Consider the following 18,552-nt stretch of genomic DNA (forward strand, 5'->3'; position numbering starts at 1 on the left):
AGTCCATCAGCCGGCCCAACCGGCCCACAGCTGGGGGTCGTACCCGATCGGGCGGATCTCCTCCGCCACGATGTGCCGGTAGCCGCCCTTGTCCGGGTCGTAGCGTTTGGTCACCTTGACCACCCGGAACCGCGTGCCGGGCAGCAGCAGCACCTCGGCCTCGGTGACGAAGACCGAGAAGATGTCGATGTCGCGGCCACCGTAACCCTTGAGGCGCAGGTCGAGCAGCATCGCCGGCTCGCTGTCGGGCATGAACCCGATGCCGTTGTCCTTGACCCGGCTGGTGCTGGTCAGGCTCTTCACCGAGAACTCGTGACCGACCTGGTACTCGGCCTTGTCGGGGTTGCCGCGGTAGGTCGAGATGTCGCGGGCGGCCGGCAGCATCCGCAGCCCGTCGACCGCCATGTCGTTGTGGATCCGCATCTCGCGGAAGACGGACGGCGCGATCAGCCGGGCCCGCTCCTCCATCTGCGCCGTCAGGCTCTTCGCCTTCCACGGCTCGTAGTAGTCGATGTACGGCACGCTGCGGTACCGCGCCCGCAGATCGGCGAGGACCGGGTCGTACTTGAGGAAGCCGGCGGTGTTGGGGCCGTTCTGCGCGCCGCCCTTGATGTCCTTGCCGACCAGCTTGAGCAGCTTCTTCTCGGTGCTCAGCGACATCGTCGGCGACTCGTGGTTGGCCTCGCGTTCCAGGGCCGCGTTCATCAGCGGGTAGTTGCCGCTGGTGTACATCCAGACCGCGAAGATCTGCGCCTTGCTGATGCGGAACAGCATCTGGCGGATGTCGGCGTCGTTGCGCCGCTCCCAGTTGATCAGCTGCCGGGTCGGGTTCTTCTGGTCCCAGGCCATCGCCAGCAGGTTGTCGTAGAGCGTGTTGAAGCGGGCGCGCTCGGTGGAGTTGATGGCGCCGAACGACCCCAGTTCACCCTTGACCCGCTGCCAGTAGAGCGACTCGTACGGGGTGTGCTTGCGCCGGGTGTTCGGGCCCAGGTCACCCCACTTGTTGCCGTTGACGATGCCGGAGTGGATCAGCCGCGCGTAGACCTCCTCGGCCGAGCTGATGCTGGAGATCCGCACACCGCGGATGGCGGTGTCGGCCACCTCGGCGCCGACCATCAGCTTCCGCAGGTAGCTGTTGTTCTTGGGCAGCATCATCCAGCCGGAGAACGCCTGCAGGAAGTCGGCCGTCTTCGCGTTGGTGATGTTGAGCAGCCGGTACATCGTCATCATCCGGGCGGCCTTCCACGACAGCTCGTCGCGGGCCAGCGCGGCCAGGTTGGCCAGGTCGGCCTTGGTCGGGTTGAGCCCGACCAGCTGTGAGGCGAGGACGTCCGGCGCGAAGATGTCGCGGTTCGCCTTGGTGATGACCACACCGTTGTCCTCGAGCACGTCGCGGACCCTGTTGCGCAGCGCGGGATTGTCCACGAACGCGCGCATCTTCTTCAGCTGTGGCGTCCAGAGCCCGAGCTGGTCGGACAGCGCCCACTTCCTGTCGTTGAAGATGTCCTGGACCAGAGCCTTGAAGATGCTCTCCTGCCCGCCGTCGATCGACGCGGTGGCGGTGAAGACGGCGGACATCTGCACACCGACGTTGTCCGAGTCGAGTTGCTGGAACACCGGATGGCCCTTCACCCACGCGGCGTTCTGGTGGTGGTAGGTCAGGATGACCGCGCGCAGCTTCTGCGCCGCCAGCTGCACAGCGGTGTGGGCCCGCTGCGACTTGCGGAACGTCTCGCCGAGCCGGTCCTCGTACTCGATCTCCAGGGGTCTGACCCGCGGTTTCATCCCCTGCTCGTCGAGCATCGGCCGCTGTTGGTAGGGCCGCCCCCACGGCGCCCAGCGCTGCGCGTCGGCGAGGTCGGCCGTCAACGGGTTCGGTGCCGTCTGCGTGAGGAACTGGACCGGCTCGCCGACCTCCTCGACCTCGGCCGGGCTCGCCACGAAGGTGTGCCAGGCGCCGGTCGGCGGGAGCTTCGGCTTCGGACGGCCGTCCGGGGTGTAGCCGACCGTGCCCGACACGTACGCGTGCCCGCCCGGTGTGGTCCAGGCGGCGTGGTCCGGTGCCGTGATGCGCGTGCCGGGGAGGTGACGGGCGAGTTGGGCGGCGTACCCGTCCGGACGGCCGGTGTCGCAGACGACCAGCGTGATCGGCTGCCCGTGCCAGGCCGGGTCCTGGCGGATCAGGTCGGCGAGGTGCTCCGCGGGAATCGTCACGTCGTTGACGACCACACCGTCGGCGGTGCCGTGCGCATAGAGCGTGTAGTGCCCGGGGTGCGCCGGCATGGCCCGGGTGGCCGCCTCCTCGGGGTTCAGCAGTGAGCGCACCACGGTCGGCTCGGGCGACACCGAGGGCTCGTCCTCGATCTGGCGCTCGAACGCGACGGGCTCGGCGTCGAGGTCGACCAGATCGGCGTCCGGGTCGAAACCGGCCGGCGGGATCTCGGTGGCGACGATGTGCCTGTACGGCCCGTCGAGGTCGTCCACGTCGGTCACCTCGTCGACGCGGAACCTCGTCCCCGGCAGCAGCAGCACCTCGGCCTCGACCGGGAACGCCGAGAAGATGTTGATGTCGCGGCCGCCGTACCCGGTGAGCCGCAGGTCGAGCAGCATCCGTGGTCCGGACGAGGGCAGGAACTCGACGGCCTGGCGGTTGTCGCGGCTGGTGCTGGTCAGGCTCTTCACCGCGAACTCGTGACCCACCACCAGTGCCGGCTGGTCCTCGTTGCCCCGGAAGACCGCGGTGTCCCGGGTCGCCGGCAGCCGGCGCAGGCCGTCGATGGCCATGTCGCCGTGGATGCGCATCTCCTGGAAGACCTCGGGTGCGATCTCGGCGTTGCGCTCGTGCATCCGGTTCGCGACGGCGTCGAGAACGAAGTCGCCGGTCTGGAGTTCGAGGGTGCGGCGGTAGATGCGGCGCAGATCGGCCAGGCGCGGGTCGTACTTGAGGATGCCCGCGGTGTTGGGGCCGTTCTGCGCACCCTGCCGCAGATCCTTGTCGGTGATCTTCGTGAGCTTGCGGTGGACCTCGTCGGGCGTCTCCGGTGCGGCGTGGTCCGACGGCTGCTCCAGAACGGCGTTGACCAGCGGATAGTTGCCGTTCGTGTACATGTAGACGGCCGCCGCCTGAGCCGGGCTGACCCGGGCGAGCACGTCGGCCAGGGTCATGCCGTTGCGCGTCTCCCAGTCGGCGTAGACCTGCTTGTCCTCCGGCGGCACCGACGGGTCGTTGCTGCTGACGATGTTCAGGTTCTCGTAGATGGCGGCGATGTCGGCCTGCTCGTCCGCACCGACACTGGCGAACGAGCCGAACCGGCCGTCGAGCCGCTGCTGGTAGAGCGCCTCGTACGGCGTCCGGGGGCCGGTGCCCGCGCGGGCCAGTTCGGCGTACCGCTGGGGGCCCTGCGGCTCGGTCAGCAGCGGGCGCTCGGCGAAGGGCCGTCCCCACGGTGCCATGCGGTCGGCGTCGTACAGCTCGGGGTTCAGGGGCCTGGTCGCGGTGGTGCCGGAGAGGTACGGGCCGGTCCGCGTACCGGTGGTGTCGGAAGGTTGGTAGTAGGTCCGCCAGCTGCCGGTGGGTGGCAGCTGGGGGCGCGGGCGGCCGTCCGGGTCGTAACCCGCAGTGCCGGTGACAAACGCTTCCCCCGACGGTGTTGTCCACACGGGACCGTCCGGGGCGTGGATCGTCGTGCCCGGGAGCAGCTCCGACAGGCGGTGGGCGTACCCCTGGGGGATGCCGGTGTCGCACGCGGCGAGCGTGATCGGCTGCCCGTGCCACGCGGGGTCGGTCCGGACGAAGTCGGCGAGCTGCTCGGGGGTCATCGGCCGGCCGTCGCGGACCACCCCGTCGGCCGTGCCGTGCGCCAGCAGGGTGAAGTGCCCCGCCGGCCCGGGGAACGGGCTCTGGATGCCCGGGTCGAGGAAGCTCCGCGTGACGGAGACGTCCGCCGGGCGATCACCAGCCGGGGTGTCCAGGCCGATCCGCGCCAGGCTGTCGTAGAGCTCGTCCGACGACGTCAGGTCGTGCAGGCGCAGGCCCGGGAGGGGGACACCGGCGATCTCGCCGCCGCGCAGGATCTCGTAGAGCGAGTGGTCGTCGGCCGCCATCATCCAGCCGGCGAGCGCACCGAGGAATTCCTGCTCGGAGACGCCGGGCACGTTCAGCCAGCGGAACGCGGTCAGCAACCGGCTCGTGGTCAGCGAGGGCCCGGCCGTCACCGGGATCGCGGCGTCGTCGTGCACCTCCTTGTACCAGTCGCTCGTCGTGTCGAACGCGAAGTACGAGTGCCCGCTGACCCACGGCAGCGGCAACTCGGGACCCTGCTCGTCGGGCCGCAGCCAGGAGCGCCACGGCTCGGTGTGCTCGGCCGTGCCCTCCTCGGTGTCGACGACAAACGGCTTCTGACCGGGCCGTTGCAGGTACGCGGTCTCGTACCGGCCCAGCTCGGCACCGGACGTCCGCAGTTGCCGCGGGGTGACGGCCTGCGGGCCGCGCTTCTGGTCGCGTTCGCTGCGGGCGACCCGGCGGCTGCGCTGCTGCTCGGACGCGTCCGCCTGCCAGTGCTGCGACCGCGCGATCAGGTTGGCCGGCGTGAACGGATCGTCGGTCAGCGGGGCCGGGTTCTTCCCCTGCGCGGTCAGGGCCGCGTTCACCGCCGGCCGCAGCGGGTTGTCCAGGAACTCCGCGTACGACCTGAGCTCCGCGGTGTTGAGCCCGAGCGCGTCCGAGCGGGCCCAGTCCTTGCTCCGGACGATGTCGAGCACCACGTCCTTGAGGCTGGGCTCACCCGCGGGTGGGGTGCGGTTGAAGTAGGCGCCGTTGTAGTACGCCGTCATGACCTCACGCAGGTTGCCGTCGGTGAGCAACGCGCGCAGGTCCTCGCCGGTGGTCTGCGTGCCGGCCTGCCCCGAGCTGTCCAGCAGGTCCTGGACGAACGACCGGCGTACGCCCTGCGCGGGCGGGTTCGGGGTGACCTGGGCCAGCACCTCACGCAGCCGCTCGACGGTCCGCGTGGCCGCCTGCCGCACACGGTCCGACTGGTAGAGGTGGGTGGCGAGGCGTTGCTCGTACTGCTCGGCGGCCTCCTGCCGGGTCTCCGGGCGTCCGGGAGCCCGCGACGGGGTCTGCACCGGCGTGGCCTCGGTGGGTGCGGCCACGGTCACCGGCCGCGGCCCGGCCGTACGCGCGACGTCCGCGATCGTCGCGAGGTCGGTGTCGGTGAGGTAGTCGGCCGGACCCGTGCGCGCCTCGGTGCCCATCACCCCGGGACGGTCCGGAGTCCGGAAGAGACGGTCCGCCGAGCTGTAGCCCTCCTTCGCGCCGAGGAAGTGCAGCACCTCGTGGACACCCACGTCGGGTGAGTCGGTCAGGTTCCAGCTGTGCTGATGGGTGTCGCCGCTGGTGGTGATCTCGACCGGCGGGTTGCGGTCCGGGTCGCCGTCCCAGTCGTCCAGCATGCCGTCGCGCCAGGCCGGTGTGTCGAAAGTGAGGTTGACCTGCAGCCGGTGGCCGTCGGCGAAGGTGTACCGGCCGTTGATGTTCTCCTCGACGGTCTGCCGGATCCTCTCGGCGTACTCCCGCCGGGCGTCGGCCGGAACCGTGTTGTTGCGGGAGACCAGGTCGAGGTGCACGTCGAAGGCCCGGACCGGCCCGGGCAGCTCCCGCACCCGGAAGTTGATGGTGGTGTTCTCACCGCGCAGCAGGTGGGTGCCGCTGACGATCGGATCGGCCGCGGGATCAAAACGCTGGGTGCGCAGGTACGCCGGCGTCGCGCGGTCGTGGTCCTCCTGCCGGCGGGTCTTGTCGAGCTCGGCCTGATGGGCCCGCTGCGCGTCCCACCAGGCGTCCTCGGTGGTCCACTCCCGACCCCGCGTGGCCACCTCGGTCGCGGTCCGCCGCAGCTCCGGCGACAGGTCGGTGCCGGTGCGCTCGCGGGCGGCGGCGTCGGGCATCCGCACGGTCGCCGCATCAGCAACCGTGACCTGAGAGCCCGCACTGTGCTTCGGCGTCGTCTCCTGCGAGCGGGCCACGAGCCGGAACTCGATCCCGTACGACAGGCTGCGGGTCATCGTGTCGTCGGCCGGCTCGGTCACCGGCTTGCTGCCGGTGTGGTCGTCCCGCAGCGCCGCCTCCGCCTTCTGCCGGCGGGTCGGGTCGGTGCTGTAGAGCGGCTGCTCGTAGAAGGTCGACGCGTTGACCGCACCGAAGTTGTCGCGTTCACCGACCGCGTTGTCGGACGCCGGATGGTTGACCCCACCGGCGACAACCGGGCCGTTCATCTTCACCGCGTACGTGTGACCGGTGCTGCGTTCCACCTTGCGACCGCGGGCGCGCTCGACCGAGCTGGTGACCTCGACGGTCGCGTCGGCCCCGGCGAACCGCGGCAGCGGCACCAGACGCGCGTCGACGAACAGGTCGCGGCCGAGGCGGCCCGGCACGGGCACCGGGAAGCGTCCGGCGAGCATCGCGGGCAGGCCGGCCTTGAGGTTGGTGCCGGTCAGACCGTCGCGGATCGCGGACCGGGTGGTCTCGTCGACCTGGACACCCGAGTCGGCGAGCGCCTGCTCTCCGGCCCGGTGCAGGTCCGTCAGATCGACGAGGACGTGCTCGACCGCGGCGTTCTCCGGCAGCGTGTCGTGACCCTCGGCCGTGCGCCACTGCTCGCGGGCGTCGTCGGTGAGCTGGTCGGCGGGCAGGCGCGTGGCGGGCCGCGCGACACCCAGCGGACCGTTCGGCCGGGAGCTCCCCGGATGCGTGTGCAGCCCCACGTCCCGCACGTCCCGGAGCGTCAGGCCGTCGGGCCCGAGGCCGTTCCCCGTCACGGTGATGTCCAGACCGAGCTTCCCCCGGTACGCCGCCACGGGCCCGTGCGTGGTCAGCGACTGCGCATAGGTCCGCGCCTCGGTGTTGGTCTCGTCCGTCGTCCGTACGCCCAGATTGGCGGTGCCGACGTAACCACCACCCACGGTCTGACTCGCCGGGCCGTGTGCGGGGGACTGCGCGTCCTCGGTGACGGTGCCCTGCGCCCGCAGCGTCACCGACACCGAGCCGACCGTGCTGCCCTTGCTGCGGGTGTCGGCGTGGCTGACTGTCGTGCTGTCGCTGACCGTCAGGTCCTCGACCTGCTCGATGCCGGTGAACGTCGGCGCCTGCACGAAGTCGGCCGTCAGCGTGGCCTGATAGGTGTGCCCGCGGAACCGCCCCTCGATCCGCAGCGGCAGGGTCCGCCCACCGTTCAGCGCCCCGCCGACGTGACTCTGGGCGTTGGCGAGGAACGTCTGCAGGGCCCGGACGTTGTCGTGCGGGGTGTCCAGAGCCGACTGCGGCAGCAGCGCGTCCGCGATCTCGTCGCCCACGGTGTCCGCGATTCGTCGCCGCAGGTGCGGGATGCGGTCGCTGAGGTCGACGGTCGTGTCGACACCCCCGAGGCCGAGCGAGCGGTCGGGTGCCGGACCCAGCGCCGCACCGCGCGGATCCTCGGCCGCGGGCGCCGGTCGTTGCCCGGCCAGGTCGTCACGCTGCCGCTGCTGTTCGCGGGCGACGATGTCGCGTTCCCGCTGCTGGCGGTCGAGACGGCTGTCCTGCCGGTCCTGCTGACTCTGCCGCAGGTCGGCGGTCTCGATCTGCTGCCGCGCGGTCAGCGCGACACGCTCGGCGTGGTGCTGGGCGACACGGGCCTGGATCGCGGCGGCCAGCTGCTCGCGGCGGGCGGGCTCGGTCCGGCGGTCCACCCGCTCGGCGAACGCCCGGTCCTGCTGCTCCTGATTCCACTGGTGGCGGCGCAGGTCGGCGCGTTCCCGCCGGTGCTCGGCGGTCTGGCGGGCGCGTTCGGCGTCGTGCTCGGCCTGCTGCTGCGTGGCCTGGCCGGCGTGCCACTGCTGGAGTTTCACGTCGTTGTCCTGCTGCGTCCGCGCCAGGTCGTGCTCGCGCATCTGCTGGACCTGCGACTCGGTCATCCACATCAGCACCGAGTCCGGCAGGGTGAAGCTCTGCCCGGCCCGCTGCGTCTTCTCACCCGGCAGCACGTCCAGAACGTCGAGGTTGCCCTCGTGGCGAGCCTCGGCGATCACCTCGGCGGCGACGTCCAGCTGCACCAGCACCCGCCGCTCGGGACGGCTGCCGATCTTCAGCTTCCCGACACCGGTGAGGCTGTCGTCGGTCGTACCGCCCCAGGTGCGCTGCCAGGGGGTCAGCGTCGCGACGACCACACCGCCGGGGGTGCTCTTCGTGTCGCCGTGGTCGGTGGCCGTGCCGGTCACCGACGCGACGCCGGTGATCGCGGTGCTGACCTCGTACGAGCGGCCGTGTTTGCTGCGCGTCGCCGAGCCGCCGGAGAGCACGTCCTTGACCCGTGCGAACTCCGAGTCGGGCAGGATTCGCGGGTTGGTCGGTCGCAGCCGCACCCGGGCGTCCGCGTCCGCGTCGGCGGACCGGCGGCCGTGCCGCAGGTTGCTCAGCGCCACCGGTCGGGTGAAGACCTCCGGGTCGCCGGCCAGCCGCTCGGGGGAGAGCGCGTCGGCGATGACGGTCGAGATCCGCCCGTCCGCGAAGCCGTAGATCGGATCCTTCGACGCGGCGGTCAGCGCCTCCTTGGCCGCGGCCTGCAGGTGCTCGGCGCCCAGGAACGACTCGACCTGGCTGCCCGTGAGGTCGTGCGGATAACCACCGGTCATCCGGCTGAGCGGCGCCGGGTGCTCGATCCACTCCGGGTCGCGCGGCTCCCGGCTCGGGACGGCCGGCGGCGGGGTCGTGGAGACCCGGTGCTCAGGGACGAGCAGGTGCACCTTCAGCTCGTACGAGGTCGGAGGGTTGCTGGTGGTCGCGACCACGTCCGGCAGACCACGGCCGGGGCTTCCGGGTACGAGGTGACGGGCGTTCTGGTTCGGCCGGACACTCGATTCGGTGGTCGCCGTGATCTGCAGGGTGCCGGCGAACTCCCGCATCGGCCGGTCCCCGAGTTTGCCCTCCTCGGTCAGGCCGGGCGCATGTGTGGCCTCCGAGGTGCGGCCACGACTGACGCCGATCTCGTGCGCCTTCGTGGACGTGCGGCTGGCCTTCGGGCCGCCGAGCAGCGTGGAGAACGCCCGGCCGACCGGGCCCAGGATGCGCGCCTCCAGGCTCAGCTCGACCGTGCGGCTGCGTTCCTGACCGGCGGTGGTGGTCGTCTTCGACTTGTGCTTGTCGCCGGCCTCAAAATCGCCGCGGTCGATCAGGTCGCCGTCGGACAGGTCGGTGAGAGCGCCGCTGACCGTGACGACCGAGGTGTAGTCGTACAGCTTGCCCTGTTTGATCAGCGGGATCTGCAGGCCGGGACCGACGATGCGGTCGAGCAGATAACGCAGCTGCCGGTTGGAGAGCATCGTGCGGGCATCGGTGTCGCGGGAGAGGATCGCCTGCACACCGGCGTTGATGCCCTCGGCGAAGGCCGGGTCGTCGAACTGCTGCACGAAGGTGTCGGGGTGCAGCGTGAAGCCACGTTTGCCCGGGACGCTGCGCAGAGCCTCGGCGACGGCCTCGTAGATCTTGTCGCCGCCGCGCAGGTCGTTGATGAACGCGCCACCGAACGACTTGCCGTGCTCGATCGGCGGCGGCGCGAAGTGGGTGCGGCCGGTGCCCGTCCGTCCCCGCCAGCTCGCGAGGTCACGGTCGGGGTCGAGGGCGGTGTCGCGGATCCGGTCCTGGGTCGTCCACTGCAGGGTCTCGACCGTGCCGTCCAGCTCGCGGGCCGGTTGCCCGATCGGGCGTACCTGGAGGTCGTAGACGGTCCGGTAGCGGACCGCCGGGCCGGACGCCGTGAGGGTCTGCCGGGTGCCGGACTCCTCCTTGATCTCCTGGGTGTTCGGCCCCTTGCGGGTGGCGGAGACCTTCGGCCCGACGAGGAACGTCACCAGTGGCACATCGGTGCCGCCGCCGGCCATGCCCCACAGGTTGAACGGCCGGTCCGCGCTGCTGAGGTCGGTGTTCTCACTCGCGAACGCCGACGTGTCCGTGTGTGTCGCCCGGTCGACCGTCTCGACGACCTGCACCTGACGGGCGACGAGCCGCATCTGCACCGCACGGTTGCGCCCCGGGAAGAGCCGCCGCCACGGCTTTTCGTGCGCGCGCAGCAGCGCGTCGGAGGTGACCCAGCCCTGGTGCCGGTCGGTGGGGTCGTGAACGACCATCTTGCCGAGCTTCGCCGAGATGTTGGCCTCGCTGAAGAACTGCTGCAGCACGGTCCGCCCGGGCGCGCCCAGCCGCGTGATGTCGCCGAGTCCTTGGTCCTCGAGCAGCTTCGCGGCCTGGTCGAAGAACGTGTTGTCGGCAGGCCGGCTGACGACGCTCTCCACACCGAAACGCTTGGGCGGTGCGGCATCCAGCGGCGGATCGTCAGGGGACCGCGCCGGCAGCGCGGGCGGCTTCGCCAGCTTGGTCGGCACCCGCAGCGGCACCTCACCCTCGGCGGTCGCCGTGCCCACTCCGCGCAGCGTGGCGGTGAAGGTGATCGGCACGCTGACCTCGGCCTGGTCCTCGACCTCGACCGACGTGGTGGTCGTGAAGGTCGTGCGGTTGGCCGTCGAGTGTGTGGTCGCCGGGCCGGTCGGGATGCTCGCACCCGCGCCGAACACCGCCGGCGGCATCACGGTGACCGTGGCCTTGGGCTCGAGGTGCTTGTCGCGGCTGTGCCGCAGGGAGTGCGTACCGGTGGCCTCGGTCTTGCTCGAGGCCTGGCCCGCGGCGTCGGACTTGCCGGTCACGCGGACGCCGTCCCAGCCGAGCGTGGCCGTGACGATCAGCTCGGCCGGTTTGCCGTCGATGACCACCGGATAGGGCCGCCCGGTGCCGAGGAACTGGTCGACGTCGTCCCGGATGTCCTGCTGCAGGTCGGCGACCACCTCGGCCGGCAGGCCCGGTGCCAGCGCCCGAAGGGGAGTGGCCAGATCGGCCCGGTCGGTCGCCCGCGTCTGCTCGGCCAGACCGAGGGTCCGGCTTTCCTTCAGGTACGCGGGCAGACTCTGGCGTACCGCCTCGGGGGCGGGCAGGGCGAGGTCGCCGTCGGTGGTGAGGGCAACGCCGATCCCCTCGGGGTTGTCGTCGATCTGTTGCTGGTTGTCCGGGGACAGCGACGCGTCGGCGATCTCGTTGATGCGGTCGACGTGCCGCTGGAAGATCTCCGGCCGGTCGGCGGGATCCGCCGAGGTCATCAGCGAGTTGTCGCTGTAGACCGCGGCGGACTCCGGCGTGCGGTTGAAGACGCGGTTGTCGACGTTCTCGTCCCGCAGGCCCAGGTAGTGCCCGATCTCGTGCGCCAGGTCGAGGTCGGTGGCGGTGGTCGACCAGGTGGTCTGGGTGTTCGGGGCGTCGCCGTGCAGCTCGATGGTGGCGTGGGCGTCGGCGGGATCGTCGGTGAACTCCACGGTGACGTTGAGCTGGCCGTCACCGATCCGGAAGCCCTGGTTGAAAACGCTGTCGACGGCGTCCTTGGCCCGCTGTTCGACCTCGGCACGCTGGTCGCGGGCCGTGGGGTCCTGCGGGTCCAGGTGCACCTTGACGGTGAAGTCCCGCACGCCGTTGGGCAGCGCCCGGTAGTCGTAGGCGATCGGCCCGTCCACCCGGCCGACCTGGGGGCGTGCCGTTGTCGGCACCTCCAGCCCGGCGGCCCGGTAGGACTCGGCAACAAAGTCCGGGACACCACGGTCGGTGGCCGGCTGCTCGACCACGTCGAACGCCGACGTGTTCGCCCGGCGCGGCGGCGTCTGCTCCCGCAGGGCGTCGATCTGTGCCCGGGACGCGGGTGCCTCGACCGTCTCCGGTGTCCGCGCGTCCTGCTTGCCGCCGACCACCGGGCCGGTGCCGAGCGGAGAGGGACGTGTCGGCGGGTACGGGCCGAAGACAACACGGTCCTGGTTGTCGCGGCTGCGCTCGACGTGGACGGTGCCGGTCGCGCCCGGCGCCGCATATCGCGTGGTCCCCTGCCGGGTGTGCACGTCGATGTTCAGGCCGAGCGCCCGCGCCGACGCGTCCAGCACCACGTCGTACGCGCCGCGCAGCTGCTCGCGCTCCCGGCGGCTGCTCTCGGCCGTGCTCGCATCGGGCACGTAGCTGCCGGTCTGTGCCCGCGGCGCACCGAGAGCCGCCACGACGAAGTGCCCGTTGCGGTACGGGTTCTCCCGCCGCCGATCGGCGAGCTGTTCGAGCAGGCCCGCGGACGGCGTCGTGCCGAGCACCCGGTCGCGGATCTGGAAGCCGTCGAGGTTCAGATTGGCGGCGAGGGCGTTGAACACCGAGTCGGCGCGCAGGTTGACACCCTGCCGGGCGATCGCGGCCGCGTTGGCGAACTCCTGCCGGATCGTGTTGGCGGTGTTCGACAGCGAGAGCTGCTGCGCGGCGTAGAGCTTCTGACTCGACGGCAGGCCGACGCTGTCACTCGTGCCCGGGATGCCCAGGGAGATCGCCGGGTTCAGCGTGTTGTGCGACTGGCCGCCGAGCTGCTGCTTCTGCGCCGGCGACAACGTGGTGGCCCACGAGGGTGCGGCCGTCACCACGTTCGCGCCGGTGCCGCCGAAGTAGTGCGACGTGGCCGCCGGGTGGTACGCCGGGGTGGTGAACGCGTTTGCGGTCGAGGCGCTGCTGCTCGCGTACCCGGTGAGGCCCGTACCGGCCTTGGCCTGCTTGGGGCCGCTCGGACCGCCCGGCACCTGATTGCCGGCGTCGTAACCGAAGAACCGGCCCGAGACGGTCAGCATGCTGGTGTGCGACTGCGGCAGGGCCTTGCCGATGATGACGTCGGCCGCGAGCCGCGACAGGTCGGTCGGCACAGCGGAGTCGGCGTAATCGACCAGGAAGCCGCGACCACGGCTCGGGTGCCGGTTGTTCTGCGAGTCGACCTGCACACGGGTGTCCCGCGCGTCGCCGTAGGTGGTGGCCAGCTCGTCGGCGTAGGCGCGGTTCAGGTTGGTGCTGAGCTGCCCGAACTCCGCGGAACCCTCACCGAAACGAACCCCCGGCCGGCCCACGGTGAGCAGACCGTCGACGAAGAGGTTCGGCTCCGGCGCGTACGGGAGCAGCGGGTGGATCTCCGCCTGCCGGTCCCGGGTCTGCATGTCGTCGCGGACCGCGTTGGTGAAGTCGCGGACGAACTGCGCGGCGTTGCCGGGATCGTCGAGCCGGTCGATCGCGTCCCGCAACTTCTGCCGGGCCGAACCCTTCTCCTTGCCGATACGCCGGTCCAGCCGGTCACGGGTGTCACGGATCAGCTCGGCCGCCGACCCCACGCGATAACCACCCGTCAGCATCAGCGGCCGGTCCGGGTCGTCGTCCGCGTACGCGGTCAGCTCCTGCAACTGGTCGAACACGTGCGTGCCGGAGTCGGTGGTGCGGGCACCCGTGTCGAAGTCCTGGAACGACACGTACGGGTAGGCGCCCGTGGCCGCGTAGGCCTGCACGGCGGAGGTCAGGGCCGAGCTGTCGAGGATGGCGTTGCGGCCGCGGCCGTACAGGAAGGAGCCGGTGCTCTTGGACTTGCCGACCGCGTGACCGGTGACGGCGACCGGCCACGGGCTCTGGTTCGCCAGTTGCACGGCCTGGGCGACACCGCGTTCGAGGTCGCGGCTCACCGAGCTCGACGGGGTGTTGACGCCGACCACGAACGCGACCCGGGTGCCGGGCTGCATCCCACCGATGATGGAGTTCATGACCTGCGGCAGCCGGGCGACGTCACTGGCCGGGACCATCATGTTGACCACAAAGGCCATCGGGGCGCGGCGCCCGATCAGGTCGTCACGCACGATCGGGTACGACCGGCCGTCGACCCGGACCTGCCGGGCGACCAGGTCGTCGAAGGCGCGGTTGCGGCCGCCGGACACCTTCGGCGGCGGTGCGGGCCGTGAGCCGAGGCCACCGCGATCACGGTCGGCCGACGGTCGCGGGGCCGCGTTGTCACCGCGGTCGGCCGAGAGAACGGCCTCGGCGGTCTGGTCGATCTTGTCCAGGTGCCGCTGGAACACCTCGGGCCGGCTGTCCGGGTCGGCCGAGGTCATCAGCGAGTTGTCGCTGTAGACCGCGGCGGACTCCGGCGTGCGGTTGAAGACGCGGTTGTCGACGTTCTCGTCGCTCAGGCCGAGGTAGTGGCCGATCTCGTGCGCCAGATCGACGTCACTGCTGGTGGTGGACCACTCGGTCTGCGTTGTCCGGACATCACCGTGCAGCTCGACCGTCGTGTGGGCCTCGGCCGGGTCGTCGGTGAACTCGACATTGACGTTGAGCTGGCCGTCACCGATGCGGAAGCCCTGGTTGAAGATGCTGTCGACGGCGTCCTTGGCCCGCTGCTCGACGTCGGCGCGCTGTTCACGGGCGGTTGCGTCCTGCGGGTCCAGGTGCACCTTGACGGTGAAGTCCCGCACGCCGTTCGGTAGCGCCCGGTAGTCGTACGCGATCGGACCCTCGACCCGCGTGACGTCCGGCCGGGCCGTGGCCGGTGCCTCCAGGCCGGCCGCCCGGTAGGACTCCGCGACGATGTCCGGCACCCCGCGACCGGTCGGCGCCGACTCGACCACGTCGAACGCCGACGTGTTCGCCGTCCGCGGTGTCACGGTGCTGCGCTGGGCGTCGATCTCGCTCTTCGGTGCGGGCGACGGCACGAGGTCCGGCGTCCGCGCGTCCTGCTTGCCACCGGTGACCGGGCCGGACCCGAGCGGCGACGGACGTGACGACGGCCGCGGGCGGAAGACGATCCGGTCGTGGCTGTCGCGCGTGCGGTCGACGTGCAGCGTCTGCGTGGCGCCCGGTGCGGTGTGCCGGACCGTGCCCTGCGGGGTGTGCACGTGGATGTTCAGGCCGAGATCCCGCGCGATCACATCGGTCAGCACGTCGTAGGCCGACCGCAGCTGGTCACGCTCCTGCGACGTCGACTCGGCCCTCGCGGCCGAGGGGACATAGGCGCGCGTGTCGGCGCGCGGCGCGCCGATCGCCGCGACCACAAAATGCCCGTTCCGGTACGGGTTCTCGCGCCGCTGATCCGCCAGCTGCTCCAGCAGACTCGCATTGGCGTTCTGGCCCGTAGCGAGCGTGCGCTCCCGGATGCGGTTGGCGTCCAGGTTGAGCTGGGCCGCGAGCGCGCTGTAGATCGAGGTGTCGCGGACGCCGAGGTTCGACTGGTTGACGACGCTCGCCGCGTTGGCGAACTCCTGGCGGATGGTGTTCGCCGTGTTCGACAGTGACAGCTGCTGCGCGGCGTAGAGCTTCTGACTCGACGGCAGCCCGATCGTGTCACTCGTGCCCGGGATGCCCATCGAGATGGCCGGGCTCAGCGTGTTGTGCGTCTGACCGCCGAGCTGCTGCTTCTGCTGCGGTGTCAGCGACGTCGTCCACGAGGGTGCGGTCTGCACGGCGGTCTGGCCGCTGCCACCGAAGTACGGGGACATCGTCGCCGGGTGGTACACCGGGGTCGTGAACGCGCTCGCGGTCGAGGCGCTGCTCGTCGCGTACCCCGTGAGACCCGTACCGGCCTTGGCCTGCTTGGGGCCGCTCGGACCGCCCGGCACCTGGTAACCCGCGTCGTAACCGAAGAACCGGCCCGAGACCGTCAGCATGCTCGTGTGCGATTGCGGCAGGGCCTTGCCGATGATGACGTCGGCCGCCAGCCGCGACAGGTCGGTCGGTACGGCCGAATCGGCGTAGTCGACCAGGAACGCCTGACCACGCTTCGGATGCCGGTAGTTCTGCGCGTCGACCTGCAGCTGGCCCTGGCGGACCTCCTTCGGCACCTGCTTCAGCGTGCCGTGGCCGTAATCGGCGGCCAGCTCCTCCGCGTAGGCACGGTTCAGGCTGGTGCTGAGCTGGCCGTACTCCGCGGCACCGTCACCGAACTGGACGTCACGGTTACCCCTGATCAGTAGACCGTCGACGAAGAGGTTCGGCTCCGGCGCGTACGGGAGCAAGGGGTGGATCTTGCTCTGCCGGTCGCGGGTCTGCATGTCGTCGCTGATCGCCCGCGAGAAGTCGGACACGAACTGCGCGGCGTTGCCCGGATGGTTCAGGCGGGCGATCGCGTTCTCGATCCGCTGCTTTGCCGGTCCTTTCTCGTTGCCCACGCGGCTTTCGAGCCGGTGCCGGGTGTCTTTGATCAACTCCGCTGCGTCGCCGACCCGGTAACCACCGGTCATCATCATCGGGCGGTCCGGCTCGTCGTCCGAATAGGCCGTCAGATCCTGCAACTGGTTGAAGACGTGCTTGCCCGAACCCGTGGTCCGGGCGCCGGTGTCAAAATCCTGGAACGCCACATACGGGTACGCGCGATTTGCGGCGAACGCCTCCACGGCCGCCTTGGTCTCGGAACTGTTCAGGACCGCGTTGCGCGCCTTGCCGTACGGGAAGGTGCTCTTGCCCGCACCGACCGCGTGACCGGCGATCGCGATCGGGAACGGCATGGACTGCGCGAGCTGCGTGGCCTGGTCGACACCGCGCTGCAAAGCACTGTTCGGGCTGGTCGCGGTGGTGTTGACGCCCACGACGAAGGCCACCGGGGTGTCGGGCCGCATCCCGGCCGCAATCGAGTTGATCACCTGCGGGAGCCGGTGCACGTCCGCCGCGGACACCATCATGTTGACGACAAAACCCATCGGGGCTTCGGAAGTCTTGGTGTCCCGGTACATCAGGTTGTCGCGGATCGACCGGTACGAGTCGGCCGTCACAGGGATGCGGTTCCGCACCAGATTGTCGAACGCCTGATTGGTGCCACCGGGTACCCGCGGCGGCGGCGCCGGCCGCGTCCCGAGAGCACCCTCGTGATCCTCGGTGGTCGAGCCCGGTGCCGTCTCCGCCGTCTCGAGAATCTTGTCGACGTGGCGCGGGAGCACCTCCGGACTGCTGTCCGGGTCGGTCGTCGCCATCAGCGAGTTGTCATCGCGGGCGGTGGTGTTCAGGACCCGCCGGATCGGGCCGGTGTCGGCGTACTCGTCCGGCAGCCCCAGGTAGTGCCCGATCTCGTGCGCGTTCTGGATCCCCGAATCGCTGGTCGACCACTGCGTCTGCGTGGTGTCGACGGGCGTACTCGACAGGTTGATGGTGGTGTGCGCGGCGGCAGGATCATCGGTGAACTCGACCGTGACATTGAGCCGGTCATCGGTGTTGAAGAGGCTGTCGACAGCGTCCCGCGTCTGCTGCTCAACCTGCTTCTGCTGCTGGGCGGCCGTGCTGTCCGTCGGATTCAGGTGCACCCGGACCGTGAAGTCCTGCTTGCCACCCGGCAACGTCCGATGATCAAAAGCGATCAGCCCGTCGATCCGGCCCACATCCGGCCGGGCCTCGGTCGGCACATCCAGACCCGCCGACCGGTACGAGTCAGCCACGACCTTCGGTACGCCCTGATGAGCCGGCAGCTCGACGACGTCGTACGTGGTCGCGGTGACCGTCCGGGGATCAGTGGCCACACCACCGAACGGTGTCGTGTTGGTCGAATGCGGCTGGTACGGGCTGCTGATCGTCTGCACGCCGGGAATGTGCGTCGGCATGAACGAATACCGCGGGTTGCCGGCCGCCGGCGGCAACGTGGCCAGTCCGCCGCTCTGCCCGTCGAGGAAAACCAGATGCCCCGGATCAAGCTTGACCACATTGATCAGATGGCCGGTGACGTTGGTGAACGGCTTGTCGTAGGCGATGATCCCCCGCGACCCGGGCGGCAGCGTGTCCAGGTAGGCCACCAGATTGCGCAGGCTTCCCCGCGCCTGAAACCGGCCGCCCATCCGCTGCTCGAGCGACTTCAGATCCGGAATGGTGCCGGCCTTGGGCGCAACCTGCGGCGGATTCCCGGCCAGCATGCTGTCGACGATCTGCGTGGTGATGTGACAGTTCGTGTCCAGAGGGCCGAGCTTGACCGGGTTGATGCCGTCCAACCCCGGAAAGAGGTCGCGGGTCAGGACGGTGATGTCGGCTGCGGTGTGCGGACCCGCATTGACGTTGCCCGCGAGGACACGCGGTGGGCCGTTGTCGGGCGACATCGCCACGTGATTCAGCAGGTCGAGGCGGGCGTTGCCGATCTGCTGATTGAGCGCGGCTACCTCGGGCTGGCTCAGTCCGGGTTGGACGGCCTGCTGCTGCAGCTGAAGAAGCTGATCACCCCGCGAGGGCTGCGGCGCCGGATCAACGTCCATGGCGTCGTCGGTCGGCTGCTCCACGGGCATCGCGGGGGCATCGGCCATGTCGACGTCCGCGTCGGGGGCGCCGTAAGCATGCTCCACCGGGCTGACCTCGACCGGGTTGTCGGCGATGTCCGTCGGAGCGTCGACCATGGTCGGGCCGTTCGCGGTCGGCGCGGTTGGTGCGGTGGGTGCTTGGTTGCTTGAGCTGGGTCCTTGTGAAGACGGCGGCGATGCTGCGGGCGGCGGCTGACCGGGCGTTTGCGTGCTCGGCGCGGTGATCGACTGCGGCGCCCTGGTGTCCGTGATCGGTGACGGCCCGGCAATGGGTGATGGCCCGCTGGGCGTCTGTCCTTCGGAGACCGGCTCGCTATGCGTCTGCGCAGCAGGGTTTGGTGTCGCCGGGCTCGGTAGGGGACCGGGAGACTGCGCAGCGGGTGT

The 18,552-nt window shown here is 70.4% G+C and carries 1 protein-coding gene; it reads right to left on the reverse strand.

From position 1 onward, the window contains the following. Positions 1 to 6: 6 nt before the first annotated feature. Positions 7 to 18,264, reverse strand: coding sequence for a DUF8616 domain-containing protein (locus AFR_RS02545; protein WP_023357730.1), 18,258 nt, complete (start codon positions 18,262 to 18,264; stop codon positions 7 to 9). Positions 18,265 to 18,552: the final 288 nt, after the last annotated feature.

This window comes from Amorphoplanes friuliensis DSM 7358 (assembly GCF_000494755.1).
In the GTDB taxonomy this organism is placed as follows: domain Bacteria; phylum Actinomycetota; class Actinomycetes; order Mycobacteriales; family Micromonosporaceae; genus Actinoplanes; species Actinoplanes friuliensis.